The organism is Paraburkholderia sp. RL17-337-BIB-A (assembly GCF_046025895.1).
Lineage (GTDB): Bacteria > Pseudomonadota > Gammaproteobacteria > Burkholderiales > Burkholderiaceae > Paraburkholderia > Paraburkholderia fungorum_C.
The window spans coordinates 4,650,239-4,674,959 of the sequence record NZ_JARESY010000001.1 but is presented as its reverse complement, the minus strand read 5'-3'; the positions used below and the strand labels follow the sequence as shown (position 1 = coordinate 4,674,959).

General features: G+C 60.4%; 21 protein-coding genes. All 21 read right to left on the bottom strand.

What is annotated here, in order from left to right; genetic code table 11:
• Positions 1-33: 33 nt before the first annotated feature.
• Complete coding sequence (locus tag P0D84_RS20830) at positions 34-573, bottom strand: F0F1 ATP synthase subunit delta (RefSeq protein ID WP_408339525.1); 540 nt, start codon at positions 571-573, stop codon at positions 34-36.
• Positions 574-575: 2 nt separating this feature from the next.
• Complete coding sequence (locus tag P0D84_RS20825; protein ID WP_408339522.1) at positions 576-1,046, bottom strand: F0F1 ATP synthase subunit B; 471 nt, start codon at positions 1,044-1,046, stop codon at positions 576-578.
• Between the two features lie 138 nt (positions 1,047-1,184).
• On the bottom strand, positions 1,185-1,454 hold the full coding sequence (atpE, locus tag P0D84_RS20820) for a F0F1 ATP synthase subunit C (protein WP_007180033.1): 270 nt from the start codon (positions 1,452-1,454) through the stop codon (positions 1,185-1,187).
• 93 nt (positions 1,455-1,547) lie between these two features.
• Positions 1,548-2,399, bottom strand: coding sequence for a F0F1 ATP synthase subunit A (gene atpB, locus P0D84_RS20815; protein ID WP_408339520.1), 852 nt, complete (start codon positions 2,397-2,399; stop codon positions 1,548-1,550).
• A gap of 161 nt (positions 2,400-2,560) precedes the next feature.
• Positions 2,561-3,106 (bottom strand): ATP synthase subunit I, encoded by a 546-nt coding sequence (locus P0D84_RS20810; RefSeq protein WP_323047232.1) that lies wholly within the window; start codon positions 3,104-3,106, stop codon positions 2,561-2,563.
• A gap of 919 nt (positions 3,107-4,025) precedes the next feature.
• Positions 4,026-4,916 (bottom strand): ParB/RepB/Spo0J family partition protein, encoded by an 891-nt coding sequence (locus tag P0D84_RS20805; protein WP_408339518.1) that lies wholly within the window; start codon positions 4,914-4,916, stop codon positions 4,026-4,028.
• Between the two features lie 18 nt (positions 4,917-4,934).
• Positions 4,935-5,726 (bottom strand): ParA family protein, encoded by a 792-nt coding sequence (locus tag P0D84_RS20800; protein WP_408339516.1) that lies wholly within the window; start codon positions 5,724-5,726, stop codon positions 4,935-4,937.
• A gap of 91 nt (positions 5,727-5,817) precedes the next feature.
• Complete coding sequence (gene rsmG / locus P0D84_RS20795; RefSeq protein ID WP_408339514.1) at positions 5,818-6,501, bottom strand: 16S rRNA (guanine(527)-N(7))-methyltransferase RsmG; 684 nt, start codon at positions 6,499-6,501, stop codon at positions 5,818-5,820.
• Complete coding sequence (gene mnmG / locus P0D84_RS20790) at positions 6,498-8,456, bottom strand: tRNA uridine-5-carboxymethylaminomethyl(34) synthesis enzyme MnmG (protein WP_408339512.1); 1,959 nt, start codon at positions 8,454-8,456, stop codon at positions 6,498-6,500. The genes rsmG and mnmG overlap by 4 nt, the downstream gene beginning before the upstream one ends.
• 175 nt (positions 8,457-8,631) lie before the next feature.
• Complete coding sequence (locus P0D84_RS20785) at positions 8,632-9,384, bottom strand: ABC transporter ATP-binding protein (protein WP_408339509.1); 753 nt, start codon at positions 9,382-9,384, stop codon at positions 8,632-8,634.
• An 11-nt stretch (positions 9,385-9,395) separates the two neighbouring features.
• On the bottom strand, positions 9,396-11,180 hold the full coding sequence (locus tag P0D84_RS20780) for a branched-chain amino acid ABC transporter ATP-binding protein/permease (protein ID WP_408339507.1): 1,785 nt from the start codon (positions 11,178-11,180) through the stop codon (positions 9,396-9,398).
• A gap of 4 nt (positions 11,181-11,184) precedes the next feature.
• Positions 11,185-12,240, bottom strand: coding sequence for a branched-chain amino acid ABC transporter permease (locus P0D84_RS20775; RefSeq protein WP_408339504.1), 1,056 nt, complete (start codon positions 12,238-12,240; stop codon positions 11,185-11,187).
• Positions 12,241-12,448: 208 nt separating this feature from the next.
• Positions 12,449-13,609 (bottom strand): ABC transporter substrate-binding protein, encoded by a 1,161-nt coding sequence (locus P0D84_RS20770; protein ID WP_408339501.1) that lies wholly within the window; start codon positions 13,607-13,609, stop codon positions 12,449-12,451.
• A gap of 412 nt (positions 13,610-14,021) precedes the next feature.
• Positions 14,022-15,188 (bottom strand): ABC transporter substrate-binding protein, encoded by a 1,167-nt coding sequence (locus P0D84_RS20765; protein ID WP_408339498.1) that lies wholly within the window; start codon positions 15,186-15,188, stop codon positions 14,022-14,024.
• Between the two features lie 516 nt (positions 15,189-15,704).
• Positions 15,705-16,676 (bottom strand): branched-chain amino acid ABC transporter permease, encoded by a 972-nt coding sequence (locus tag P0D84_RS20760; RefSeq protein ID WP_408339914.1) that lies wholly within the window; start codon positions 16,674-16,676, stop codon positions 15,705-15,707.
• Entirely contained in the window at positions 16,676-17,560 is an 885-nt protein-coding gene (locus P0D84_RS20755; protein WP_408339495.1) for a branched-chain amino acid ABC transporter permease, read from the bottom strand. The genes P0D84_RS20760 and P0D84_RS20755 overlap by 1 nt, the downstream gene beginning before the upstream one ends.
• Positions 17,561-17,755: 195 nt before the next feature.
• Positions 17,756-18,970 carry an ABC transporter substrate-binding protein gene (locus P0D84_RS20750; RefSeq protein ID WP_408339493.1) on the bottom strand — a complete coding sequence of 405 codons (1,215 nt, stop codon included), beginning with the start codon at positions 18,968-18,970 and terminating at the stop codon, positions 17,756-17,758.
• Positions 18,971-19,036: 66 nt separating this feature from the next.
• Positions 19,037-19,795 carry an ABC transporter ATP-binding protein gene (locus tag P0D84_RS20745; protein WP_408339490.1) on the bottom strand — a complete coding sequence of 253 codons (759 nt, stop codon included), beginning with the start codon at positions 19,793-19,795 and terminating at the stop codon, positions 19,037-19,039.
• Positions 19,796-19,880: 85 nt separating this feature from the next.
• Entirely contained in the window at positions 19,881-20,660 is a 780-nt protein-coding gene (locus tag P0D84_RS20740) for an ABC transporter ATP-binding protein (protein WP_408339487.1), read from the bottom strand.
• A gap of 453 nt (positions 20,661-21,113) precedes the next feature.
• A complete protein-coding gene (locus P0D84_RS20735; protein WP_408339485.1) occupies positions 21,114-22,823 on the bottom strand; it encodes a GMC family oxidoreductase in 1,710 nt (569 codons plus the stop codon).
• Between the two features lie 162 nt (positions 22,824-22,985).
• A complete protein-coding gene (tnpC, locus tag P0D84_RS20730) occupies positions 22,986-24,404 on the bottom strand; it encodes an IS66 family transposase (protein ID WP_408339482.1) in 1,419 nt (472 codons plus the stop codon).
• Positions 24,405-24,721: the final 317 nt, after the last annotated feature.

Below are 24,721 nucleotides of genomic sequence, written 5' to 3'. Positions count from 1 at the left end.
TTGCGTGCCAGCTGCTGAAGCGCCTCGGGCGCTTCAGGCCGTCAGAGCCGTCTGCATGCTGGCAAGCCGCGCGCGGACCGAGGTATCGAGCACTTCGTCGCCAACCGTCACGCGCACGCCGCCGATCAGCGACGAGTCGACTTCGACCGTCGGCTTCAGCTTGCGCTTGAATTTGCGTTCGAGACTTGCGACGAGTTCGTTCAACTGCGCGCCTTCGAGCGGGAATGCGCTGACGATCAGCACATCTGCCGCTCCTTCGCGGGCGTTCTTCAACTCTTCGAACTGCACAGCGATTTCCGGCAGCAATGGCAGGCGATGGTTATCGACCAGCATTTGCACCAGATTCTTCGCTTGCGCGTTGTCCTTGAGCGGCGACTTGACCGCGGCCAGCAGCAGTTCGCTGACCTGGGCGCGGCTTACTTTCGGGCTCGAGGCGATCGACAGCACTTCGGGCAGACGCGCAACCTGTGCCAGCTCCTGCACGAGCGTGGACCAGGCGGCGATGTCACCAGCTTCGGCCACGCCAAACAGCGCTTCTGCGTACGGACGGGCGATGGTTGCAAGTTCGGCCATGATCAGAGCTCGGCTTTCAGTTGATTCAGCAGGTCAGCGTGAGCTGCCTGGTCGACTTCGCGCTTCAGGATCTGTTCAGCGCCCTTCACGGCGAGTGCAGCGACTTCGCCGCGCAGCGTTTCGCGCGCTTTCACGACTTGCTGGTCCGCGTCGGCTTTCGCTTGCGCGATGATGCGAGCGGCTTCAGCTTGCGCTTGAGCCTTGATTTCGTCAGCGACTGCCACAGCGCGCTTTTCCGCGTCAGCAATACGTTGCTGGCCGTCACTGCGTGCCTGAGCCAGTTCCTGGTCGACGCGCTTGTGAGCGGCTTCGAGTTCAGCCTTGCCCTTTTCAGCAGCAGACAAACCGTCAGCAATCTTCTTGGAGCGCTCGTCGAGGGCGTTGATCAACGGCGGCCACACGAACTTCATCGTGAACCACGCGAGGATCAGGAACACGACCATTTGCGCAAACAGGGTTGCGTTGAGATTCACGGTGTTTCCTTAAACGTTGCTAGTTCGGAAAGTGAAACGGCAAGGCGCTCATCGATTCTGTATTCGATCAGCGCCCAAGTGCCCGTTCCGCCCTGCGCCTTTACCAGTTATAGCTCAGGCGCAAACTTCCGAGGAACCTCAGCCTGCCAGCTTCGACAGCAGCGGGTTCGCGAACGCGAACAGCATTGCCACACCAACGCCAATCAGGAACGCCGCATCGATCAGACCAGCCAGCAGGAACATCTTGGTTTGCAGCGGGTTCATCAGTTCCGGCTGACGAGCACATGCTTCGATGTACTTGCCACCCATCAGGCCGATACCGATACAGGCGCCGATTGCACCCAGGCCGATGATGATGCCGATACCGATGGCGGTCAGACCCTGGATGTTGGCGATGAAAGCTTGCATGATCACTCCTTTGTGAAAAGTCTTCTAGAACTGGTTGGAACTGGGATTTAATAAAACAAAACTAAAAACAATTCGTCGTTCGACACGCCGTGATTAGTGGGTGTCGTGTGCCTGCCCGATGTACACCAGCGTCAGCATCATAAAAATGAACGCTTGCAGCAGAACGATCAGGATGTGGAAGATCGCCCAGACCGTGCCTGCGATGACGTGGCCGATAAAGCCGAGCACGGACGCGTCCGCGCCGAAACCCCACATGCTGCCGAGCAGGGCAATCAGCAGGAACAACAGCTCGCCCGCGTACATGTTGCCGAACAGCCGCATGCCGAGCGAAACCGTCTTTGCGACGAACTCGATGATGTTCAATGCAAGATTCGGGATCCACAGCAGCGGATGCGCGCCGAACGGAGCCGACAGCAGTTCATGCACGAAGCCGCCTGCGCCCTTGATCTTGAAGTTGTAGTAAATCATCAGCGCGAACACGCCGAGTGCGATGCCGAGCGTGCCGTTCAGGTCGGCGGTCGGCACGATACGATGATGGGGGATGGCTTCCGAGAGGCCCAGCCAGCCGATCACGCGGCCCGGCAGATCGACGGGGATGAAGTCGAGCGAGTTCATCAATGCAACCCAGACGAACACGGTCAGTGCCAGCGGTGCAATGAAGGTGCGCGAGCCGTGGATCATCGACTTCGATTGATCTTCGACCATCTCGACCAGCATTTCGATCGCGCACTGGAAACGACCCGGCACGCCGGATGTCGCCTTGCGAGCGGCCAGATGGAGGATGGCGATCGTGGCCAGACCGCAAACGATCGACCAGAAAAGGGTGTCCAGATTCCACACATGGATGTCGAAAATCGACGTCTGGTTCGCGGTGGAAAAGTTCTGCAAGTGGTGCGCGATGTACTCGGACGGATCCAGAGCGCGCGTGCCTTCGCTAGCTGCCATATCGTTAATGCCACCCAAATTGTCGAAAATCGTCTTAGGCCGCTCCCGCCACAATGCTGTATTGCGGGAACACGCCGGGTGCGGATCGTGTCATATCCGCACTCCTTATGCCAGCGCTGCGCGCCGGCCTGAATTTTGTGTTGCTATTCTCTGCTACTACCTTAGCGCCACGCGAGGGCGATCCAGTAAGTCTTGAGCGCGATGAGGTAGGTCACGAGCAGCGGCACCCAGCGTACGTCGTGATACCAGAAAGCGATGGCTACAAACATCGCGATCGTCGTCCCCATCTTGAGCGCTTCGCCAATCATCCAGCTCATCACTGTTTCGGCGCCACTCAGCGTTCTAAGGCGTGCCGCGAACAGCGCGCCCGGCACCCAGCAGATCGCCCCTCCCAGGAACGCGGACAGCGCAGCAGCGCCCGGCGGCTTATAGAACAGCCACCACACCAGCGTAGCACCCAGGGACAAAGCCATTTGCGCTGCCACGACCTTAAAAGGCGTGACACGCGATGGACGACTCACATTCGGACCAAACAGCTTTTCAGCCTCAGCCCGCGTGAGCGGAACGATATTGTTATCTTGTTGCTCGACATCCCACGCATCGTCAGTTGTAACGTGCTGACCGGTGGACGCATCGGAAATGGTGCGTTCAGCGCGGTGGTCGTCACGCCCATTCTTCGGCGCTTGATTCGACGTTTTAACCGCCATCGCAGTGTTCCGAAAGTCTTGTTCCAGCCCGAGAGCTTACGCTGCGCTTACGGGGTTGCCGTGCAATTAAATCCGGGCGATTGTAAGCGATAGTTGCAGGCAATTCAAGACTTTAGGCCGTTCAATAACCAGCGTGAAAACGCTCTTCACGATGCGGGAATGGGATTTTGGCCGCCCTGTACACGGCAAATGTAAGGCGGCCGGGGAAAGGCAAAACATGCCCAATATATCGGGTCGGCTGAAGCATGTGGATGCGTCGTTTCGACGCTGTTGCGGACGTCTCAAAAATGCAACAGACGATGGTTTTTGCCAGCTTTGGTGGACATGGAGCGCGGCGCCGGGTAGGGGCGAGACGGTGAATATGGGCTGCGCCCCTTTCCGTGGCGACCAGAGAGCATAGAAAGCCGCCTTCAAAATCAGATGATCGACGCAGCGAGCAACCAGGCGCCGGCCGTTTCGTGTCGAAACCTTCCCTGCCCTTACCCTGCCGATGGCCCCGTCCACGTGTCGTACACGAATTCTGCCGCCCGATCCCAACGGGCGAAAGGCCGCGTATCTGGAACTCGTCGAAGCAGCGCAGCGGTCAGGCTCAGCCCGCCGGCTGCCCGATCCGCGTGGCCATCAAATCGCCGCGCAACCCGGCTATGTCCATCTGCATCGACGCAAAATATCAGCGCATACCGATATATCGCATTCCTGATTATCTACCGCATCACATAGTTAGGAATCCACGTGATATCAGGTCTCGAGTTTCGCTCAATCAGAGAGATCGCAAACGAACCCTGCTCGCGGCAGATACGACCGTCGCACGATCGCCATCGCCGCCGGAAACACACGACGCACGCCAAACAGCTTGTGACTTCGAAAGCCGGCCAACCCGCGAGCAGGCTCAACATCCCTGGCGTTCAATCCGCCACGATCAGGCGATGGTGGCGTTACCCCGCAACCGGACAAGAATGCCTTCCAATGCGTCCAGATCGCCGAAGTCCACCAGCACCTGGCCGCGGCCGCGCCGGCCGAGCTTGATCTTTACCGTTGCGGCAAGCAGATCGGATAACTCCTCTTCGAGCCGTCGCGTGTCGCGGCCGCCGTCCTGATTCGCACGCGCCTTCACTGCGGGCGCAACCTTGGTGGTTGCCGTCACAAGTTTTTCAGTCTCGCGTACCGACATGCGCTTGTTGACCACCTGGTTGGCCAGCGTGATCTGCGTTGCGGCGTCGACGGCCAGCAGCGCGCGCGCATGCCCCATGTCGAGATCTCCGGCCAGCAGCATCGTTTGGACCGGCGCCGCGAGGTTGAGCAAGCGCAACAGATTCGATACCGCACTGCGCGAGCGGCCCACCGATTCAGCCGCCTGCTCGTGTGTGAAATTGAACTCGTCGAGTAAGCGCTGAATGCCCTGCGCTTCTTCCAGTGGATTCAGATCTTCGCGCTGAATATTCTCTATCAGCGCCATGGCTGCGGCGGCCTGGTCCGGCACGTCCTTTACCAACACCGGCACCTCGTCGAGGCCGGCAAGGCGTGCAGCGCGGAAACGCCGCTCGCCGGCGATAATCTCATACTTATCCGCCGAAACCGGTCGCACCAGAATCGGCTGCATGAGCCCCTGGGCACGAATGCTGGCCGCCAATTCCTGTAACGCACCTTCGTCCATGCGCGTGCGAGGCTGGTACTTGCCAGCCTGCAGTTTGCTGAGCGGCAGTACGTTCGGCGCCCCCTGGATCACTGCGGCCTCGGTAATATCCGCACTGCCGCCAAGCAATGCTTCCAGACCGCGGCCCAAGCCCTTCTTTCTTGCTACTGCATTCATTGTGCTTCCTCGATCCGCTTAGGACGCCAAGGGCGCGTCGTTCAACGTGCGCACCCGCTCAATCATCTCTGCACCGAACTGCACATACGCTTGCGCGCCGCGCGACGCCTTATCGAACACGACACCCGGCAACCCATAGCTAGGCGCCTCGGCAAGACGCACGTTGCGTGGGATCACCACGTCGAACACCTTGTCGCCGAAATGCTCTTTCAGTTGATCCGAGACTTGCTGTTGCAAGGTGATGCGCGGATCGAACATGACGCGCAGCAGGCCGATCACCTTTAGATCGCGATTCAGGTTCGCATGCACCTGCTTGATCGTGTTCACCAGGTCGGACAGACCCTCAAGCGCGAAGTACTCGCACTGCATCGGAATCACCACGCCGTGCGCGGCGCACAAGCCGTTGAGCGTCAGCAGCGACAGAGCCGGCGGGCAGTCGATCAATATGAAGTCGTATTCGCTTTCGACCGCCGCCAAGGCGACCTTCAATTGGCGCTCACGGTTCTGCACGCTGACCAGTTCAACCTCGGCGCCAGCCAGTTCACGGTTGGCGGGCAGCATGTCGTAGCCGACGGCTTCCGGGCGTACTCGCGCATCGGCCACCGATACGCCATCCACCAGCACTTCATAGACGGTGTTTGAGCATGCGGCCTTGTCGACGCCGCTGCCCATCGTGGAGTTGCCCTGCGGGTCCAGATCGATGAGAAGGACTCGCTGTCCCTGCGCTGCCAGGCTCGCGGCCAGATTGACTGCCGTCGTCGTCTTGCCGACGCCGCCCTTCTGGTTCGCAACGCAGAAGATTTTTGCCATCGTTGGTGTGTCCCTTTTCCCTTTTTTGCTGCTTGAATAAAGTAAAAGCACTTCTGGTACGCGGTGCGTGTTATTGAGCTGGCGGTGGCCGTCAGTTTTCGGCGTCCACCCGCACCTTGATCAGGTGCCGCTCCGCGTCGAGCGATGGCACGTTCAGCCGAATAATCTGTTCCACGTGGGCGCCCGCTGGCAGGCGCTCGATCTCACCATCCGGACGCAGACCCTTCATCGCCCAAATCGCGCCCTTGTCCGCAACCAGATGACGGGCCAGTGTAACGAAATCCGCGAGTTCTGCGAATGCGCGCGACACGATTACGTCGAACTTTGCCGGTACTTCGGCGCCCGGCTGCAAGGTCTCGACGCGTCCTGTGACGACCGACAGGTTCGCAAGGCCGAGTTCGGCTTTGGCCTGGGCCTGAAAAGCCGTCTTCTTGTGAACGATGTCGTTGACGGTGACCGTCCAGTCGGGCAGGACGATAGCCAGCACGATGCCGGGCAGGCCACCGCCGGAACCCACGTCCAGCACCGAGGACACACTGCGCGTGGCGAGATGCGGCACGATCGAAAGCGAATCCAGGATGTGCTGAATAAGCATCTGCCGGGGATCTCGGATCGCCGTCAGGTTGTAGACGGCGTTCCATTTGGACAGCAACGCTACGTAGTCGAGCAGTTTGCCGAGCTGCGCATCGCTTAAATCGAGGCCGAGTTCGCGGACGCCGTCCGCTAGCAGCGGCGTCAATGCCTCACTATCCCTTCCCTTCTGACTCACCGTCATTGCGTCACCGGCGTGCTATCGGCGCCGGGCTCGGCGGGTTTTGTCGAGCGACGGCCCAAGCCACGCTTCAGGTGAACCATCAGCAGGGAGATAGCCGCTGGGGTAATGCCGGAGATACGCGACGCCTGCCCGATAGTCTCAGGACGGAATTGCGTCAACTTCTGACGCGCCTCGAACGACAGCCCTCTTACCTCGGCGTAGTCCAATCCCTCAGGCAAACGCGTACTTTCGTGTGATTCATTCCGCTCGATCTCATCGGCCTGGCGGTCGATATAACCCTGATACTTGATGCCGATCTCGATCTGCTCCTTGATTTGGGCGAGCAAAACGTCGTCCTCAGCCAGCGTTTCAGGCGCAGCACATGCACCCGCGCGCAAACCGCAGACGCCGTCGTATGTCACGCCCGGACGGCGCAGCAGATCGGCCAGACTGTATTCGTGGTCGATCGGCTTGCCGAGGAGTGCGGTCGCTTCTTCGGGCGGCAACGTCTTCGGGTTCACCCACGTCGTCCGAAGGCGCTCTGTTTCACGTGAAACAGCGTCGCGCTTGCGGCTGAATGCACCCCATCGAATGTCGTCGACCACACCAAGCTCACGACCGATCTCCGTCAGACGCATATCGGCGTTATCTTCACGCAAGCTCAAACGATATTCGGCGCGGCTCGTGAACATCCGATACGGCTCGGACACCCCGCGCGTCACCAGATCGTCGACTAGAACACCCAGGTAGGCCTGATCGCGGCGCGGGCACCACGCGTCTTTACCCTGCACGTGCAAGCCGGCATTGATCCCCGCCAGCAAACCTTGTGCAGCGGCTTCTTCATAGCCGGTCGTGCCATTGATCTGGCCCGCGAAGAACAGACCGCTGATCACCTTGGTTTCCAGCGATGCCTTCAGCCCACGCGGATCGAAGTAGTCGTATTCGATCGCATAGCCCGGCCGCAGGATGTGGGCATGCTCCAAGCCGCGCATCGAGCGCACGAGTTCCAACTGCACGTCGAACGGCAGGCTGGTGGAAATCCCATTGGGGTAGAACTCGTTCGTCGTCAGCCCTTCCGGTTCAAGAAAGATCTGATGCGATTCTTTCGACGCAAAGCGGTGAATTTTGTCCTCAATCGACGGACAATACCGCGGCCCTACCCCTTCAATCACGCCCGTGTACATCGGCGAGCGGTCGAGACCGCCGCGGATAATGTCGTGCGTGCGCTCATTCGTATGCGTGACCCAGCACGGTACTTGGCGCGGATGCTGCTCGACGCGCCCCAAAAACGAGAAAACCGGCACCGGATCCAGATCGCCCGGCTGCTCTTCAAGCTTCGAAAAGTCGATCGTTCGACCGTCAATACGCGGCGGCGTCCCAGTCTTGAGGCGGCCCTGTGGCAGCTTCAATTCCTTGAGGCGCGCCGATAGCGACACCGCTGCCGGATCACCGGCACGGCCACCGGTGTAGTTGTTCAAACCCACGTGAATCTTGCCGTCGAGGAACGTCCCGGCCGTCAGCACAACCGCGCGCGCGCGGAAACGAATCCCCACCTGCGTCACAGCGCCGACCACCCGGTCGCCTTCCACCATCAAATCGTCGACCGCCTGCTGGAACAGCCAGAGGTTCGGCTGGTTCTCCAGCCGATGCCGGATTGCCTGCTTGTACAGCAGACGGTCCGCCTGCGCGCGCGTCGCACGGACAGCAGGCCCCTTCGACGAATTGAGGATGCGAAACTGGATCCCGCCCTCGTCCGTCGCGGCCGCCATCGCACCGCCAAGCGCATCGACTTCCTTCACCAGATGGCCCTTGCCAATACCGCCGATAGACGGATTGCAACTCATCTGACCTAGGGTTTCGATGTTGTGCGTCAGCAGGAGCGTGGTATTGCCCATGCGTGCCGAAGCCAAAGCGGCTTCGGTGCCGGCATGACCACCGCCGACCACGATTACGTCAAATTCTGTGGGAAAAAGCATCGCGGATCTCACGCCAGATCGTCGCGTGAGCCTTTCAAAGAAAAATGTATGGGCGAATTATAACGGGTTCGGTTTAGGCCCGAATTTCGGCCGAATGGCCAGACAAGAAAAAAACGGTGTGTTTCACGTGAAACACACCGCTTTGAATTGCAGCGAACCCAACGAAAACGAGAAATTAAGCCACTTTCTTGGCCAGCCCCAGATAGGTTTCGATCACACGCGGATTCTGCGCCAGATCAGCCGCAGGCCCTTCGAGCGCCAATTCACCGGTTTCAAGCACGTAACCGTAGTCGGAGATCTGCAGCGCAGCGCGTGCATTCTGCTCGATCAGCAGCGTCGCGACGCCGGTCTGCCGCAGCGCACTAATAATGTGGAAAATTTCCTTCACGATCAGCGGTGCGAGGCCCAGACTCGGTTCGTCGAGCATCAGCAGATCGGGTTTGCCCATCAACGCACGGCCGACCGCGAGCATCTGCCGCTCACCGCCGGACAACGTCCCGGCGGCCTGCTTCCGGCGCTCTTTCAAGCGAGGAAAAAGCGTAAAGACCGGCTCGAGTTGATCGAGAAAGTTGCGCTCCCCTGCCCGCTTGCGCCGATATGCGCCGAGGACCAGATTGTCTTCAACCGTCATCGACGCGAACAGCTCGCGCTTTTCCGGCACAAGACACATGCCGCGCGCGACGCGCTTTTCAACCGGTACCGCGCTGACGTCTTCACCTTGATAGAGAACCGAGCCCTTCGCATGGCCCGTAGTCGGCAATGCGCCCATGATCGCGTTCAGCAACGTGGACTTGCCCGCGCCATTCGGACCAATCACTGAGACGATCTGCCCGGGCCGCACCTTGATTGCCGCGCCATGCAGCGCCTCCACCTTGCCATAGCGGACGGACAACCCGTTCACGTCAAGAATCGGTGCAGCCGCATTCATCGTGTTTTCCATCATTCCACCCCGCCCAGATAAGCCTCAAGCACAGCCGGATCTTGCTGGACATCCTGCGGCAGGCCTTCCGCGATCCGCGTACCGAATTCCATCACCACAAGTCGATCGGTGAGATTCATCACAAAATCCATATCGTGTTCGACCAGCAGTACGCTCATGCCTTCGGCTTTGAGGCGGCGCAGCAAGTCCGCCAACTGCAGTTTTTCCTGATACCGCAGACCGGCGGCAGGTTCGTCCAGCAGCAACAAGGTCGGGTCACAGCACAGCGCCCGAGCAATTTCGAGGATCCGTTGTTGCCCCAACGCAAGGCTACCCGCCTCGTCGTACATATGTTGCTCGAGTCCGACGCGGCGAATCTGGCGCGCCGCTTCGGCCATCAGGCGCGCTTCTTCAGCGCCGTTCAACCGCGCGACGCTGCGCCACACACCGGCGTGGCCACGCAAATGCGCGCCGATCGCAACGTTCTCCAGCACCGTCATCCCAGGCAGCAGCTTGACGTGCTGGAAGGTGCGGCCAATACCCCGCTTGACGATTTCACGTGAACTCAGTGAATCGATACGCTCGCCGCGAAAGGTGATTTCGCCGCTGGTCGCTTGCAACACGCCCGTGACCAGATTGAAGGTGGTCGATTTGCCGGCGCCATTTGGACCAATCAAGCCGATGATCTGCCCTGCTTTCACGTCGAAGCTGACATCGTTCACCGCGACCAGGCCGCCGAACTGCTTGCGCGCCTTATTCACGGTCAGCAGGCTTTCACCCGCAGTCGGCTTGCTGCGCTGCGGCAACGGCTCGGCATGATCCGACAGGTGCGCGCGGGGGCCTTTGGGGAAAAACCGCGCGACAAACGGCCAGACGCCTTGGCGAGCGTATTGCAGCAGCAACACCATCAAGATGCCGAACACGATCACTTCGAAGTTACCGTTTTCGCCAAGCAGCTTGGGCAGCAGCGTTTGCAGATAGTCCTGCAGCACGGTCAGGATCGCTGCACCGAGCACGGCGCCCCAGACATGCGACACGCCGCCGACCACCGCCATGAACAGAAACTCGATCCCGTGGTTCAGACCAAAGGGCGTCGGATTCACCGCGCGCTGCAGGTGCGCGTACAAGAAACCCGAGATCGACGCCAGCACTGCGGCATAGACGAAGATCACCACGCGCATCCACGCCGTGTTGACGCCCATCGCTTCAGCCATCATGCCGCCGCCGCGCAATGCGCGGATCGCCCGCCCCGGTCGGCTGTTAAGCAGATTTTGAACAGAGATCACCGCGCCGAGCACCACCACCCAGATCAGGTAATAGATATGGCGGCCGGACTCCAGGTTGATGCCAAAAACATTCAGCACAGGAATCCCGTTAATGCCATCGTACTTGCCGAGCATCTCCATGTTGCCGAACAGATAGAACAGCGCGAGCCCCCACGCGATCGTGCCGAGCGGCAAAAAGTGGCCCGATAGCCGCATCGTTACGAGACCCAGCATCAGCGCGATCAACGCCGTCACCACCACGCCTGCGATCAGCGCGAGCCACGGCGACACGCCATACGTCGTTGTCAGATACGCGGTCGCATACGCGCCGATGCCGACGAACGCCGCCTGTCCGAAGCTCGTCATCCCACCAATACCGGTCAGCAGCACGAGACCGATCGCAACGATCGAATACAAGCCGATGTAATTGAGCAGTGTCACCCAGTACTCGGGCACATGAATCGGATGCGGCAACACCGGCAACGCGAACAGCACCACGAGGAACAGCCAGAAAAACTTGTTTTGCATGATCCGTTTCATCGTGTCACTCCTCTTCCTCTTCCGAGTGCGGGCTGGCCAGACTCCGCCACAGCAACACCGGAATGATCAGCGTGAACACGATCACTTCCTTATAAGCGCTCGCCCAGAACGACGAATACGACTCCAGCAGGCCGACCAGGATCGAGCCTGCTGCCGCCAGCGGATAGCTGACCAGGCCGCCGATAATCGCCCCCACGAAGCCCTTCAGACCGATCAGGAAGCCCGAGTCGTAGTAGATGGTGGTCAAGGGTGCGACGAGGATGCCGCACAGCGCACCGAGGCCCGCAGCGAGCGTGAACGCGAGGCGCCCAGCCTGCGTCGTGCCGATGCCGACGAGCCGCGCGCCGAGCCGGTTCACCGAGGTCGCGCGCAAAGCCTTGCCGGAGATCGAACGGTCGAAGTACAGATACAGCGCACCGATCAGCACCGCTGCCGTACCAACCACCCACAAACTCTGCCCGGAAATCGACAAGCTGCCGAGATTGAAAGTCGCATCCGAGAACGCCGTGGTGCGCGAGCCTTCCGCACCGAACATCACGAGCCCGAGGCCGACCATCGCAAAGTGCACCGCCACCGCCACGATCAGCAGCAGCAGCGTGGTCGCCTCCGCGATCGGCTCATAGGCGAGCCGATAGACGAAGGGCCCCATCGGAATCACGATCAACAGCGTCAGTGCGATCTGCGCGATCATCGGTAGTTGATGTAGGAAAACGCCTTGAGTGAGCGCGTAAACCGCGATGGGAAACAGCAGGTATTTGCCCACCAGCATGACCAGCGTGCGAGCCGCATGCCGCCGCCGCTCAGGATGGCGCACCAACCCCGCCACCTCGACCACGAAGCACGCCGCGCCCATTGCCATCAGCAACCAGCAGGTCGCCGGAAATTTCTGTGTCTGCAGTGCGGCGAGCGTCAACGCGCCGTACGAAACAAACTCCCCCTGCGGGATGAAGATCACCCGTGTCACGGAGAACACCAGCACCAGCGCGAGCGCGAGCAGCGCGTAAATCGCGCCAGTGGTGATGCCGTCCTGCGCGAGGATCGCCGCAATTGATAGATCCATACTTCCTCGTCCTGAAGCGTCGAAATCGAAACCGGGAAACAGTCGTGGCGGCAGAACCCGCGGCCGGCCACTAACCTGCAATGCGTGAAAAGGCGACCGCCGCGCACGAATACGGCGCGGCGGTCGTTGCCATTGTCATCGAACAGAATGGCAATGCGGCATCAGTCATGCACCGCAAATGCGCGAGAGGCGCGTACCGCTTTTGTTATTAGTCGTTCTGCAACTTCCACTTGCCGTCGACGATCTGCACGATCACGCGAGCGCGCTTGTCGAGGCCATTGTGGTCGGTCGTCGTGGTGTTCATGATGCCGTGCGAGACCGGCAGTTCCTTGATGTTCTCAAGTGCGCCCCGCAGCGCCACCCGGAACGCTTCGGTGCCCGGTTGAGCGGTCTTCAGCGCGACCGGAATCGCGGCTTGCAGCATCTGGCCCGCGTCCCATGCGTGACCGCCGAAGGTCGCCACCGAGCCCGTGCCGTACGCTTTCTCATACGCTGCCTTGTACGCCAGCGACGACTTCTTCACCGGGTTCGAGTCAGGCAACTGATCCGCCACCAGGATCGGGCCGGCCGGCAGGAACTCGCCTTCACAGTCCTTGCCGCAGACGCGCAGGAAGTCGTTGTTGGCGACGCCGTGCGTCTGATACACCTTGCCCTTGTAGCCGCGCTCCTTGAGCGTCTTGGCCGGCAACGCGGACGGCGTACCCGCGCCCGCGATCAGCACCGCATCGGGGTTCGCGGCCATCGTCTTCAGCACCTGGCCGGTCACCGAGGCATCGGTGCGGTTAAAGCGTTCGTTGGAGACAATCGTCAGATGATGTGCCGCGGCCGCAGCGGTAAAGACGTTGTTCCAGCCGTCGCCATACGCATCCGCGAAGCCGATGAAGCCGACCGTCTTCACGCCGTGATGCTCCATGTAGTCGGCGATTGCATCAGCCATCAGGCTGTCGTTTTGCGGCGGTTTGAAGGCCCATGCGCGCTTGGCGTCCATCGGCGAAATGATCGCGGCCGATGCCGCCAGCGAGATCACCGGCGTCTTGCCTTCCGCCGCGGCGTCGAGCATCGCCAGCGAGTTCGGCGTAACGGTCGAACCGATGATCGCGTCGACGTGGTCTTCGTCGATCAGCTTGCGCGTGTTCTGCACGGCCTTGCCGGTGTCCGATGCGTCATCGAGGATGATGTACTGTACCGTCTTGCCGCCGATCTCTTTCGGCAGCAGCGCGATGGTGTTCTTCTCAGGAATCCCGAGCGATGCAGCCGGTCCCGTGGTGGACAACGTAACGCCGATTTTCACCTGCGCAAAGGCTGCGCCCGCGCCGCACATCAACGCCATCGCGATACCGGTGCGTACCCATTGCTTTGTCTTTTTCATTGCAAGTCTCCAACGCTTTAAAGCGCGTATCTGTAATCCGGCTCACGGGCCGGGTGTCTGAATCTAGTTATAGGGTTCACGCGTGCCAAGCATGGTTTTCCCTGCTCAGCATCAATGCCTTCGCCCTTCTTCTCGTGCCACTCCCTTGCTGCGAACCACTACTGCGATTTCTTATGCGCAAAACACTAACATATTAGTATGTATTGCGTTTGTATCATCCACGGTCAATAGACGCTCATCCGAATGCTGCGGGTTTGTCCGGAAACCGGCCGTTTCAACCGCGCTTCGAGCGCTGGTTCTTCGATTATCCAACCCGCTTTACGCACCGCCATTCACCCAATGCAGGCAATAAAAAAGACGCGTCAACTGCTCGCGTCTTTTTTGATGAGATTCCGTATCGCTTCGCCTTCGCTCAGTCGCCGGACAGCTTCCACTTACCGCCGACGATCTCCACCATCACACGCGCCCGCTGGTCCAGGCCAGCGTGGTCGTTCGCGCTCATGTTGAAGATGCCGTGGGAAGCGGGCATGTCTTTCGTGTTTTCAAGTGCCGCACGCAGTGCTTCGCGGAATGCAGGCGTGCCCGGTTGACCTTTCTTCAGCGCCACCGGAATCGCGCGCTGCAACAGCAAACCTGCATCCCACGCGTGACCGCCGAACGTCGATACCGAGCCGGCGCCGTATGCGGCCTCATACGCATGCCTGTACGCGAGCGAAGTCTTCTTCACCGGATTCGAATCGGGCAGCTGATCAGCAACCAGCAGCGGACCGGCCGGCAGATACGTGCCTTCGCAATCCTTGCCGCACACGCGCAGGAAATCGTTATTGGCGACGCCATGCGTCTGATAGTACTTGCCCTTGTAGCCGCGCTCCTTGAGCGTCTTTTGCGGCAGCGCAGCCGGTGTGCCCGCGCCGGCGATCAGTACCGCGTCCGGATTCTGCGACATGATCTTCAGCACCTGGCCGGTCACCGAAGCGTCGTTGCGCGCGAAGCGTTCGTTCGCGACGATCTTGATCTTCGCGAGCTCGGCAGCCTTGCCGAACTCCTTGAACCAGCTCTCGCCGTAGGCGTCGGCAAAGCCGATAAACCCGACCGTTTTCACGCCGTGATTCGCCATGTGCTGCGCGATCGCGGTGGCCATCAGAATGTCGTTTTGCGGCGTCTTGAAGACCCATGCGCGTTTCGCGTCCATGGGTTCGACGATGCTCGCCGCGGCGGCCATGGAGATCATCGGCGTGGTGCTTTCCGCCGCGACGTCGATCATGGCCAGCGAGTTCGGCACGACAGTCGAGCCGATCAATGCATCCACATGATCTTCGCTGGTGAGCTTGCGTGTGTTCTTGACGGCCTCGGTGGAATCAGTGGCGTCATCGAGCACGATGTAATCGATTTTCTGCCCCGCTACTTCTTTCGGCAGAAGTGCGATCGTGTTTTTTTCCGGAATACCGAGCGACGCGGCCGGTCCCGTGGCCGACACCGTGACGCCGATTTTCACGTCCGCGAATGCATGACCACTCCATGCTGCGGATACCCCGGTGGCGACCAGTGCCGCGCTCATCCAACGCAATGCCGACTTCATCCCGCTCCTCTATCTACCCCGTTATTCAATTGAATTCAAATCTGCGGATTTGAATCGCCGACCAAGCGGTCGGTGAATGGGGAGTTTAGCGGACGAAAGCCCCGCGCTGCAAGCATTTTGCGGGATCGCGGCAGGTGAAATGGGGAGTGGTTCGGTGAATAAAAAAGGATCACCGAATTAGCTTGGGATTTGAATGGTATTTTACAAGAAACACAAATAAAAAGCGCTGTTGGATATCAATCCAACAGCGCTTTCGTCTGGGCACTGAGTGCCTCATTGTCTCCTCGTTCTCCACCTGCAAAATTCGGGTGCATCAGAACTGCATGAAGATTAAACGAGCGCCTGATCCGCTACAACTAGCAATTACCCTAGTGGTGCAGTGCGGCACTAAATTGGGGCACGTTGTATGCAGCCTTGTTCGCAGCGATGAAACGCGCAGCATAGGGCCCTGCTTCGCACACTTCAAGACCGCCGAATTACATCGGATGCCGAAGCAATTTAAAGTTTTGCGCCATTTCAGGCCCGCAATGGCCGCACCCGCGCGATGATCTCGCCGACAATGCCGCGCCGGAACGCCAGCACACAGGCGATAAAAATCAGGCCCGTCACAATGGTCACCGATTCGCCCAGCGACCGAAACCATTCGACCCCCGTGGACGTTGCCAGCGCGGTGCCAATATCGCCGAGCCGGTCCTCCAGCGCCACGATCAGCGCCGCACCGAGCAACGGCCCGAACAGCGTGCCCATGCCACCGACCAGCGTCATCAGGACCACGAGGCCCGACATGGTCCAGTACGCGTCACTCAGCGTCTCGAAGCCCTGCACCAGCACCTTGAGCGAGCCCGCCAGCCCCGCAATCCCCGCCGACAGAATGAACGCCAGCAGCTTGAAGCGATCCGTATCGTAGCCAAGCGACACGGCGCGCGGTTCGTTCTCCTTGATCGCCACCAGCACCTGCCCGAACGGCGAGTGCACGATCCGTACGATCAGCAAAAACGCCAGCACCATCACGGCCAGCACGACAAAGTACAGCGTCACATCCGACGACAGATCCAGCAAGCCGAACAGCTTGCCGCGCGGCACGCCTTGCAGGCCATCCTCGCCGTGCGTGAACGGCGCCTGCAGGAACACGAAGTAGACCATCTGCGCGAGCGCCAGCGTCACCATCGCGAAGTAGATCCCCTGCCGGCGAATCGCAAACAGGCCGACCACCAGCCCGAGCACGGTCGCCGCGGCCGTGCCGGCCAGCACGCCGAGTTCCGGCGAGAAGCCGAGCGTCTGCATCGCATAACCGGTGACGTAACCGGCTGAGGCAAGAAACATTGCGTGACCGAACGAGAGCAAGCCGGTGTAGCCGATCAGCAGATTGAAAGCCGCGGCAAACAACGCAAAGCACATCACCTTCATGATGAAGAGCGGATAGATGCCGAGCACCGGCACCGCGAGAAGCGCGATCAGCAGCAGACCGTAGAGCACTTTTCTCTGCATCATTTTTCCTTGCCGAAGAGACCCGCCGGACGCACCAGCAACACGAGCGCCATGATCACGAAGACGACGGTCGCCGACGCTTCCGGGTAGTACACACGCGTCAGCCCTTCGATCACGCCTAACATCAGGCCAGTCAGAATCGAGCCCATGATCGAGCCCATGCCGCCGATCACCACCACCGCGAACACGGTGATGATCATCGGCTGGCCCATCAGTGGCGAGACCTGAATCACAGGCGCGGCGAGCACACCGGCGAACGCTGCCAGCGCGACGCCGAATCCATAGGTGAGCGTGATCATCAGCGGCACGTTGATGCCGAACGCCTCGACCAGCTTCGGGTTTTCGGTGCCCGCGCGCAGATAGGCGCCAAGACGCGTCTTCTCGATCACGAACCACGTCACGAAGCAGACCACGAGCGACGCCACCACCACCCACGCGCGATAGTTCGGCAGGAACATGAAGCCGAGATCGGTCGCGCCGGAGAGTGCCGACGGCACGTCATACGGCTGGCCGGACGAACCGTAGATCGAACGGAACACGCCTTCGACAACCAGCGTGAGCCCGAAGGTCAGCAGCAGCCCATACAGGTGATCGAGCTTGTACAGCCAGCGCAGCATCGAACGTTCGATCACGATGCCGAACACGCCGACGATCAGCGGCGCGAGCACCAGCATCACCCAATACGGCAGCCCGAAATACGAGAACCCCATCCACGCGAGCATCGCGCCGAGCATGAACAGCGCGCCGTGCGCGAAGTTGATCACGTTGAGCAAGCCGAAAATCACTGCAAGACCCAGGCTCAGAATCGCGTAGAACGAGCCGTTCACGAGCCCCAGCAGCAGCTGGCTGAGCATTGCCGGTAGCGGAACGCCAAAGATTTCCATTGAAGCCTTAATCCCTTAAGCCATTGCCAGGGTGAGATCGGTCATGCACGATCCGGCCGGCGTGCGATCGGTGAACCATGCACCGATCGCACGTGGCATGTGAAACGCCTTACCGTCGGTCTGTGTACCATCGCGGCGCCATCAATCTCCCGTCAGACGGAGCTCAACGGTGGCCGTGTGGTTATCAACCCGCGCTTATTTCCACAATGCGCAGCGCGTCTGGGCCTTGGTCGTAAACGCCTGCTCGCCCGGGATCGTCGCCATGATCTTGTAGTAGTCCCACGGCTCCTTGGATTCGGCCGGCGTCTTCACCTGCATCAGGTACATGTCGTGGATCATGCTGCCGTCCTGACGGATGTAGCCCTTCGCGTAGAAGTCGTCGATCTTGGTCTTGCGCAGCTGCGCCATCACCTTGTCGGTGTCTGTCGATCCGACCGCTTTCACCGCGTTCAGATAGGTCATGGTCGCCGAGTAATCGGCCGCCTGCAAGCTCGACGGCATCTTCTTCGTCTTGTCGAAGTAGCGCTGCGCCCACTTGCGCGTGGTGGCGTCCTTGTTCCAGTACCAGCTGTCCGTCAGCACCAGACCTTGCGTGGTTTCCAGACCCAGGCTGTGCACATCGTCGATGAACATCAGCAGCGCGGCCAGTTTCATCGTCTTGGTGATGCCGAATTCCTTGGCTGCCTTGATCGCGTTGACCGTGTCGCCACCCGCGTTGGCGAGGCCGAGGATCTGCGCCTTCGACGATTGCGCCTGCAGCAGGAACGACGAGAAGTCCGATGCCGACAGCGGATGCCGCACCTCGCCGAGCACCTGCCCGCCATTCGCCTTCACCACGTCCGCCGTGGCTTTTTCAAGCGCCTTGCCGAACGCGTAGTCGGCCGTCAGGAAGTACCACGTCTTGCCGCCCTGCTTCGTCACCGCCGAACCCGTGCCGTTGGCGAGCGCCGTGGTGTCGTACGCATAGTGAATCGTGTACGGCGTGCATTGCTCGTTGGTCAGCGTGTCGGCGCCAGCGCCGATGTTGATGTAGACCTTGTGTTTCTCGCCGGCCACGGTGTTCATCGACAGTCCGGTCGCCGAGTTCGTGCCACCGATCAGCATATCGACGCCGTCACGGTCGAACCACTCACGCGCGCGCGACGCGGCAATATCGGCCTTGTTCTGGTGATCCGCGTAGACCAGCGTAATCGGCTTGCCGTTGACCTTGCCGCCGAAGTCGGCGATCGCCATGCGGATCGCTTCGAGGCCGCCCTGGCCGTCGATGTCCGCATACAGCCCCGACAGATCGGTGATGAAGCCGATCTTGACCGCATCGTCGGCCGCTTGCGCGCTGCTCATCGTCAACGCGGCGCCGGCGGCAGCCGCGAAACAAAGGGTAGCAAGCCGCGCGAGTGGGTTCTTTTTCATTCCTGTCTCCTGGTTTCTTCGCTTGTGGTTATCAGAGGCAATCGGACGCTTCTCGTTACTTCCTGTCTATACGCCCAGTAGGTCGTGCAGTACCGGCATCTTGCTTTCGAGCTCACTGGCCTCGAAGTGTTCCACGATCGCACCGTGCTCCATCACGTAGAAGCGATCCGCCAGTGGCGCGGCAAAGCGGAAATTCTGTTCGACCATCACGACCGTGTAGCCGCGCGCCTTGAGCGTCATGATCATGCGGGCGAGCGCTTGCACGATGACGGGCGCGAGGCCTTCCGAGATTTCGTCGAGCAACAGCAAACTCGCTCCGGTCCGCAGAATGCGCGCGACGGCCAGCATCTGCTGCTCACCGCCCGAGAGCCGCGTGCCCTGGCTCATGCGGCGTTCCTGCAGATTCGGAAACATCGAATAGATCTCTTCGAGCGACATCATGTGCGCCTTGTCGCCGACGGGCGGCGGCAACAGCAGATTTTCCTCGCACGAGAGGCTCGAAAAAATCCCGCGCTCTTCCGGGCAATAGCCGATGCCGCAATGGGCGACGCGATGCGTGGGCAGATTGATGGTTTCGCGTCCGTCGATGCGGATCGAACCGGTGCGCCGGCCGGTCAGGCCCATGATCGCGCGCAATGTGGTGGTGCGCCCCGCGCCGTTGCGGCCAAGCAGCGTGACGACTTCGCCACGGTTCACCGTCAGATCGACGCCATGCAGGATATGGGACTCCCCGTACCATGCCTGCAAACCCGCGATTTCCAGCGCGGGGGCACCGCCAGCCGTGCCGCTCACTTCGAGGCTTTCGCGCTCCGCAATCGTATTCATGCATGGACTCCGGCAAGCGCCGCATCCGCGCTGCCCACATGGGCTCGCATCACGCGCGGGTTCTTCGACATTTCCGCAATCGTATTCATGCGTGAGCTCCGGCGAGCGCCGCATCCGCGCTGCCCATGTAGGCCTGCATCACAAGCGGGTTCTTCGACACTTCGGCGTAGCTGCCTTCGGCGAGCACTTCGCCCCGTTGCAGCACCGTGATGGTGTCGGAGATGCCGGCGATCACGTTCATGTTGTGCTCCACCATCAGGATGGTGCGGCCGCTCGATACTTTCTTGATCAAGGCCGTGACACGATCGACGTCTTCATGGCCCATGCCTTGCGTCGGCTCGTCGAGCAACATCAACTCGGGCTCCATCGCGAGCGTGGTGGCGATTTCCAGGGCGCGTTTGCGGCCATAGGACAGTTCTACCGTGAGTACGTCGGCGAAATCGGTCAGTCCGACCTGGGTGAGCAAATCCATGGCGCGATCGTCGAGCTGGCGCAACGTGCGTTCGCTCTTCCAGAAGTGAAATGCGGTGCCAAGCACGCGCTGCAAACCAATGCGCACGTTCTGTAATGCTGTCAGATGCGGAAACACGGCAGAAATCTGAAATGACCGGATGATGCCGCGCCGGGCGATTTGCGCCGGGCGTTCATTGGTGATGTCGACGCCGTTGAAGACGATCTGACCCGCGCTCGGTTCGAGGAATTTGGTGAGCAGATTGAAGCAGGTGGTCTTGCCTGCCCCATTAGGGCCGATCAGCGCATGGATCGAGCCACGGCGCACACGCAGGTTCACCCCGTTCACGGCGATGAAGCCTTTGAACTCGCGGGTGAGGCCGCGCGTTTCGAGAATCGTATCGCCGAGAATCATGTTCCCTTCCATACGGAGTAAGGCGAAGCACTACGATCTTCCGCGCGAACCCCTGCGCGACGTTTGATGACGGCGACACCGCCGTGTCACTCGTTGGCGTGCTGCACCAATCCGGACGGTGATCCATGGGGCGACACGCAGCATGGCTGCCATTGTCGCGCCAATGATGCAGCGCATTCATTGGGATTTGCACTTAGTGGATGACGACTGCGTGATCGAGGCCTGCGCTGGCCCGATGCGTGCGGGAGGGGTGCATCGATCTTGCTCCGGACGTGCATGGGGGATGCCCGAGCAGTCCCTGTTCGCGGCGTGCCGAGGGTTGCCCGAACCACGCTCATCTTGCTCGCGACTGTGTATGGGGCATGCCCGAGCAGTGGTTCAAGGTTGCTCGATGCATGCCAGGGAAAGACCGAGGCGCGCGCCGCGGCCTCGGCTTGCCTGCCACACCGCGTGTCACACGGCGGACATTGACGGCGCAGCGCTCGTCTGAACCAGCTCGCTGCTGGCAACGCGTGCGCGGCGGTCTTCGCGGATCATGTCGCTGGCGCGTTCGGCGATCATCAGGGTCGGCGAATTGGTGTTGCCCGAGGTAATGGACGGCATGACCGACGCATCGACCACACGCAAGCCGTCAACTCCAATAACTCGTAGGCGGTTATCGACTACCGCGCCGGGATCGTCGGTGGTGCCCATGCGGCACGTGCCGACCGGATGAAAAATGGTGGTGCCGACCGCGCCCACGGCCTGCCGAAGCTCTTCTTCGGTCTGGTACTGAATACCGGGCAGAATCTCTTGCGGCCGATAGCGCGCCAGAGCAGGCGCCGCTGCAATGCGACGGGTGAGACGCAACGCGTTGGCAGCGACGTGCCGGTCGTAATCAGTGGACAGATAGTTGGGCGCGATCAACGGTGGCGCCGAAGGATCGGCCGATTCGATGTGAATGCTGCCGCGCGAGGTCGGCCGCAACTGGCACACCGACGCGGTGAATGCATTGAAGCGATGCAGCGGTTCACCGAAGCGATCGAGCGAGAGCGGCTGCACGTGATACTCGAGGTCGGGGCGCGTGAGCGAGCGATCATCCGGATCGGATTTGGCGAACGCGCCGAGTTGCGATGGCGACATCGACATTGGACCGCTTTGAAAGAGCGCGTACTGCATGCCGATCATCAGCTTGCCCCACCAATGGGCGGAGGCGGTATTGAGCGTGCGCACGCCGTCGACCTTATAGGCCATGCGCAATTGCAAATGGTCCTGCAGATTTTCACCGACGCCGTGCAGATCATTCACGACCTCGATGCCGAGGTTCTGTAGCCGTGCGCCATTCCCGATACCCGACAGTTCGAGCAATTGCGGCGAGTTGACCGCACCCGAACTGAGGATTACTTCACAACGGGCTTTGGCGAGATAGTCGGTGTTGTCGCCGCGATATTCGACACCGGTGCAGCGACGTCCTTCGAACACGACGCGCTGTGTGTGTGCGCCGGTGATGACGGTGAGGTTCGGGCGCTTGAGCGCCGGACGCAAGAATGCTTTCGACGCGTTCCACCGGATACCGCGTTTCTGATTGACGTCGAAGTAGCCCACGCCGGTGTTGTCGCCGCGATTGAAGTCTTCCGTGGCGGGTATGCCGGTTTGTTGTGCGGCTTGTGAAAACTCTTCTAGGATCTTCCATTTCAGGCGTTGCTTTTCGACGCGCCATGGGCCGCCGGCGCCATGCGATTCCGACGCGCCGGCGTGGTGGTCTTCGCTGCGTTTGAAGATGGGGAGGACGGCGTTCCAGGACCAGGAGTCGTCGTTGGTGACGCGGGCCCAATCATCGTAGTCCTCGCGCTGGCCGCGCATGTAGATCATGCCGTTGATTGATGAGCTGCCGCCTAGTACTCTGCCGCGCGGGTATGAGAGGGAGCGGCCGTTCAGGCCGGGTTCTGATTGGGTTTTGTAGAGCCAGTCGGTGCGGGGATTGCCAATGCAGTAGAGATAGCCTACCGGCACGTGGATCCAGTGGTAGTCGTCTTTGCCGCCGGCTTCCAGCAGGAGGACCTGGATTTCTGGATCTTCGGTCAGGCGGTTGGCCAGCACGCAACCCGCCGTGCCGGCGCCTACTATGATGTAGTCGAATTCGCCTTCTGTACGCCTTGCGGCGTGGGGTTTGGTATTGCTCATTGTTTTGTCTCCTAAGCTTGTTGCGTGCGGCGCTTGTTTGTCTGGTTGCCTACGGGGTTGGCCTTTCCTTGATCTGACTCTTTGGCCTTTCCTTGAATTGATATTGGTCTATTAGCGTTGCCCCTGTGCGGGGCGGCACTTACTTTCTTTGCCGCCGCGTAACTATTCAGCAGCCACCAAAGGCGAAACGACTAATCCGGCGAAGCTCAACGCCAGCGCATTGATCAGCGAGCGGTTCTGCTTGCGCAGGGTGGCAAGGTAGGAGCGGATCGTGCAGAGCGCCTGCATGCCCGATTCTGCGCGGAAGCATCCTGAGATTTTCTGTTTGAGTTTGAGCATACGGATGTCGCGTTCGGCCTGGTTGTTATCGAACGGGACGCGGTGGTCTGCAATGAAACGCCACACCTCGCGTGCATACCTCTGAAGGCGCCGGAGCAGGTTGTAGGTAAAGCTTTGCCTGATTCTGCCGCGGCGGTCCTCGCGCGTCGGTTCACGTGCCTGTTGCGGATTGAGTCGGCGCGCCTGGGCAATCAGCATCCGGCTGCGCCGCGCGTAATGGCGTTGGCGCGATTGATCCAGCGCTGCGTTGCCTGAGGCCAGACTGAGGTCAGCCTCACGCTTTGCCTGGCAAAGCAGGTCGATCATCTGCTGTGCCCAGGTTTGCTGCGTGGACTCCAGCACAAACACCAGTTCGCGCAGATGGTGCGCATTGCACAGCGCATGTTCACATTCATAGCCCGCGTACGGCCCCCAACCGTCATGCACCGCGATGCCCTTGAAGCCGGGGAGAATGCCGAAGCTATCCAATGCCTCGCTACCGCGCTTGCGGTGTGAGCCATACCAGCTCAACATGCGTGTCGAGGCGACATGCAGCCAGTGAGGCGTGCGACCCACGCGCATTGAACTCTCGTCGAAATGCACCACGGGCTGCTCGCGTAGCGCCTGTTTGATCTGTTCAACCGCCGGCGCCAGCAGCTGCGCGGCCTGATCAATGCTGTGCTGTACGGTTCCCGTACTCACAGGCAGACCAAACAGGTCTTCCAGCGCCTGAGCGGTACGCGCTACTGGCAACTGCTGGTATTGCGTCAGATAGACCGCCGCGGCGCGCACCTGGGGACCGTACTGAACCGCCTGGCTCACGCCCTGGGGAAACATGCCCGAATGCTGCTTGCCGCAGCGGCACTGCGCGATCTGGACGCGATGTTCGGTCACCTCAAAGCGCGTGGGCGGCAGATCGATCACCTGACGGCTTTCGGGCAACACGGCAATGCGGGCCGGTTTGATGCGTTTGCCGCATGCATCGCACACCGGCGCCACCGGGTGAATCTTGATGTGATCGGGCTGCGCTACGCGTTTGAGCGTCTTGCCCTTGTGTCCAGGTTGCGCGCCGGGCTTGGCGCCGCTTGTGCCACGCAACGACTTCGGTTTGCGCCTGGGCCCATCGCTTGAGGGCGGCTTGCTGGAGTTATGACTGTCCTTCTCCAGTTTCGCTTCGAGCTCGTTCAGACGTCTCACCAGATCAATGATGAGCGCGTCCTTCTGTTCGTGCGTCAGGTCCTTGATGTCTGGCATCTTCGTCATGTCCTTCACTATGCACAGCCTGGCAACAGTTTACAAGCTGAATAGTTACGCCGCCGCAAAGAAAGATAAGCAAAGAAAGCGGCTCACACCGCCAGCTCATAAGCGGGGCCCTCGCACAGTTCCGGTAGTGGTGCATCTGGAATCCGTTCCCTCGCACATTCAGCCTTGGTGACCAGGCAGTCATACTTCCGGCGGCGCTACGCGCGCCGAAGCCCATTTCATAAAACCAACCACCACGATTTCGCACTTGTGCTTGTGCTTCATTCGGGCGGTGCTCCAACGTGTGTCGCCTCTTCCCTTCCGTCTCTCTCGCCGTT

What these genes read in the sequence shown, in the direction of transcription:
- P0D84_RS20745 (WP_408339490.1), bottom strand. Translation starts at nt 19,795, where the DNA reads ATGAATACGATTGCGGAGCGCGAAAGCCTCGAAGTGAGCGGCACGGCT.
- P0D84_RS20800 (WP_408339516.1), bottom strand. Translation starts at nt 5,726, where the DNA reads ATGGCAAAAATCTTCTGCGTTGCGAACCAGAAGGGCGGCGTCGGCAAG.
- P0D84_RS20805 (WP_408339518.1), bottom strand. Translation starts at nt 4,916, where the DNA reads ATGAATGCAGTAGCAAGAAAGAAGGGCTTGGGCCGCGGTCTGGAAGCA.
- P0D84_RS20780 (WP_408339507.1), bottom strand. Translation starts at nt 11,180, where the DNA reads ATGAAACGGATCATGCAAAACAAGTTTTTCTGGCTGTTCCTCGTGGTG.
- P0D84_RS20770 (WP_408339501.1), bottom strand. Translation starts at nt 13,609, where the DNA reads ATGAAAAAGACAAAGCAATGGGTACGCACCGGTATCGCGATGGCGTTG.
- P0D84_RS20830 (WP_408339525.1), bottom strand. Translation starts at nt 573, where the DNA reads ATGGCCGAACTTGCAACCATCGCCCGTCCGTACGCAGAAGCGCTGTTT.
- tnpC (WP_408339482.1), bottom strand. Translation starts at nt 24,404, where the DNA reads ATGACGAAGATGCCAGACATCAAGGACCTGACGCACGAACAGAAGGAC.
- atpE (WP_007180033.1), bottom strand. Translation starts at nt 1,454, where the DNA reads ATGCAAGCTTTCATCGCCAACATCCAGGGTCTGACCGCCATCGGTATC.
- P0D84_RS20765 (WP_408339498.1), bottom strand. Translation starts at nt 15,188, where the DNA reads ATGAAGTCGGCATTGCGTTGGATGAGCGCGGCACTGGTCGCCACCGGG.
- P0D84_RS20735 (WP_408339485.1), bottom strand. Translation starts at nt 22,823, where the DNA reads ATGAGCAATACCAAACCCCACGCCGCAAGGCGTACAGAAGGCGAATTC.
- atpB (WP_408339520.1), bottom strand. Translation starts at nt 2,399, where the DNA reads ATGGCAGCTAGCGAAGGCACGCGCGCTCTGGATCCGTCCGAGTACATC.
- P0D84_RS20810 (WP_323047232.1), bottom strand. Translation starts at nt 3,106, where the DNA reads ATGGCGGTTAAAACGTCGAATCAAGCGCCGAAGAATGGGCGTGACGAC.
- P0D84_RS20785 (WP_408339509.1), bottom strand. Translation starts at nt 9,384, where the DNA reads ATGAATGCGGCTGCACCGATTCTTGACGTGAACGGGTTGTCCGTCCGC.
- rsmG (WP_408339514.1), bottom strand. Translation starts at nt 6,501, where the DNA reads ATGACGGTGAGTCAGAAGGGAAGGGATAGTGAGGCATTGACGCCGCTG.
- P0D84_RS20755 (WP_408339495.1), bottom strand. Translation starts at nt 17,560, where the DNA reads ATGGAAATCTTTGGCGTTCCGCTACCGGCAATGCTCAGCCAGCTGCTG.
- P0D84_RS20750 (WP_408339493.1), bottom strand. Translation starts at nt 18,970, where the DNA reads ATGAAAAAGAACCCACTCGCGCGGCTTGCTACCCTTTGTTTCGCGGCT.
- P0D84_RS20775 (WP_408339504.1), bottom strand. Translation starts at nt 12,240, where the DNA reads ATGGATCTATCAATTGCGGCGATCCTCGCGCAGGACGGCATCACCACT.
- mnmG (WP_408339512.1), bottom strand. Translation starts at nt 8,456, where the DNA reads ATGCTTTTTCCCACAGAATTTGACGTAATCGTGGTCGGCGGTGGTCAT.
- P0D84_RS20760 (WP_408339914.1), bottom strand. Translation starts at nt 16,676, where the DNA reads ATGCAGAGAAAAGTGCTCTACGGTCTGCTGCTGATCGCGCTTCTCGCG.
- P0D84_RS20740 (WP_408339487.1), bottom strand. Translation starts at nt 20,660, where the DNA reads ATGATTCTCGGCGATACGATTCTCGAAACGCGCGGCCTCACCCGCGAG.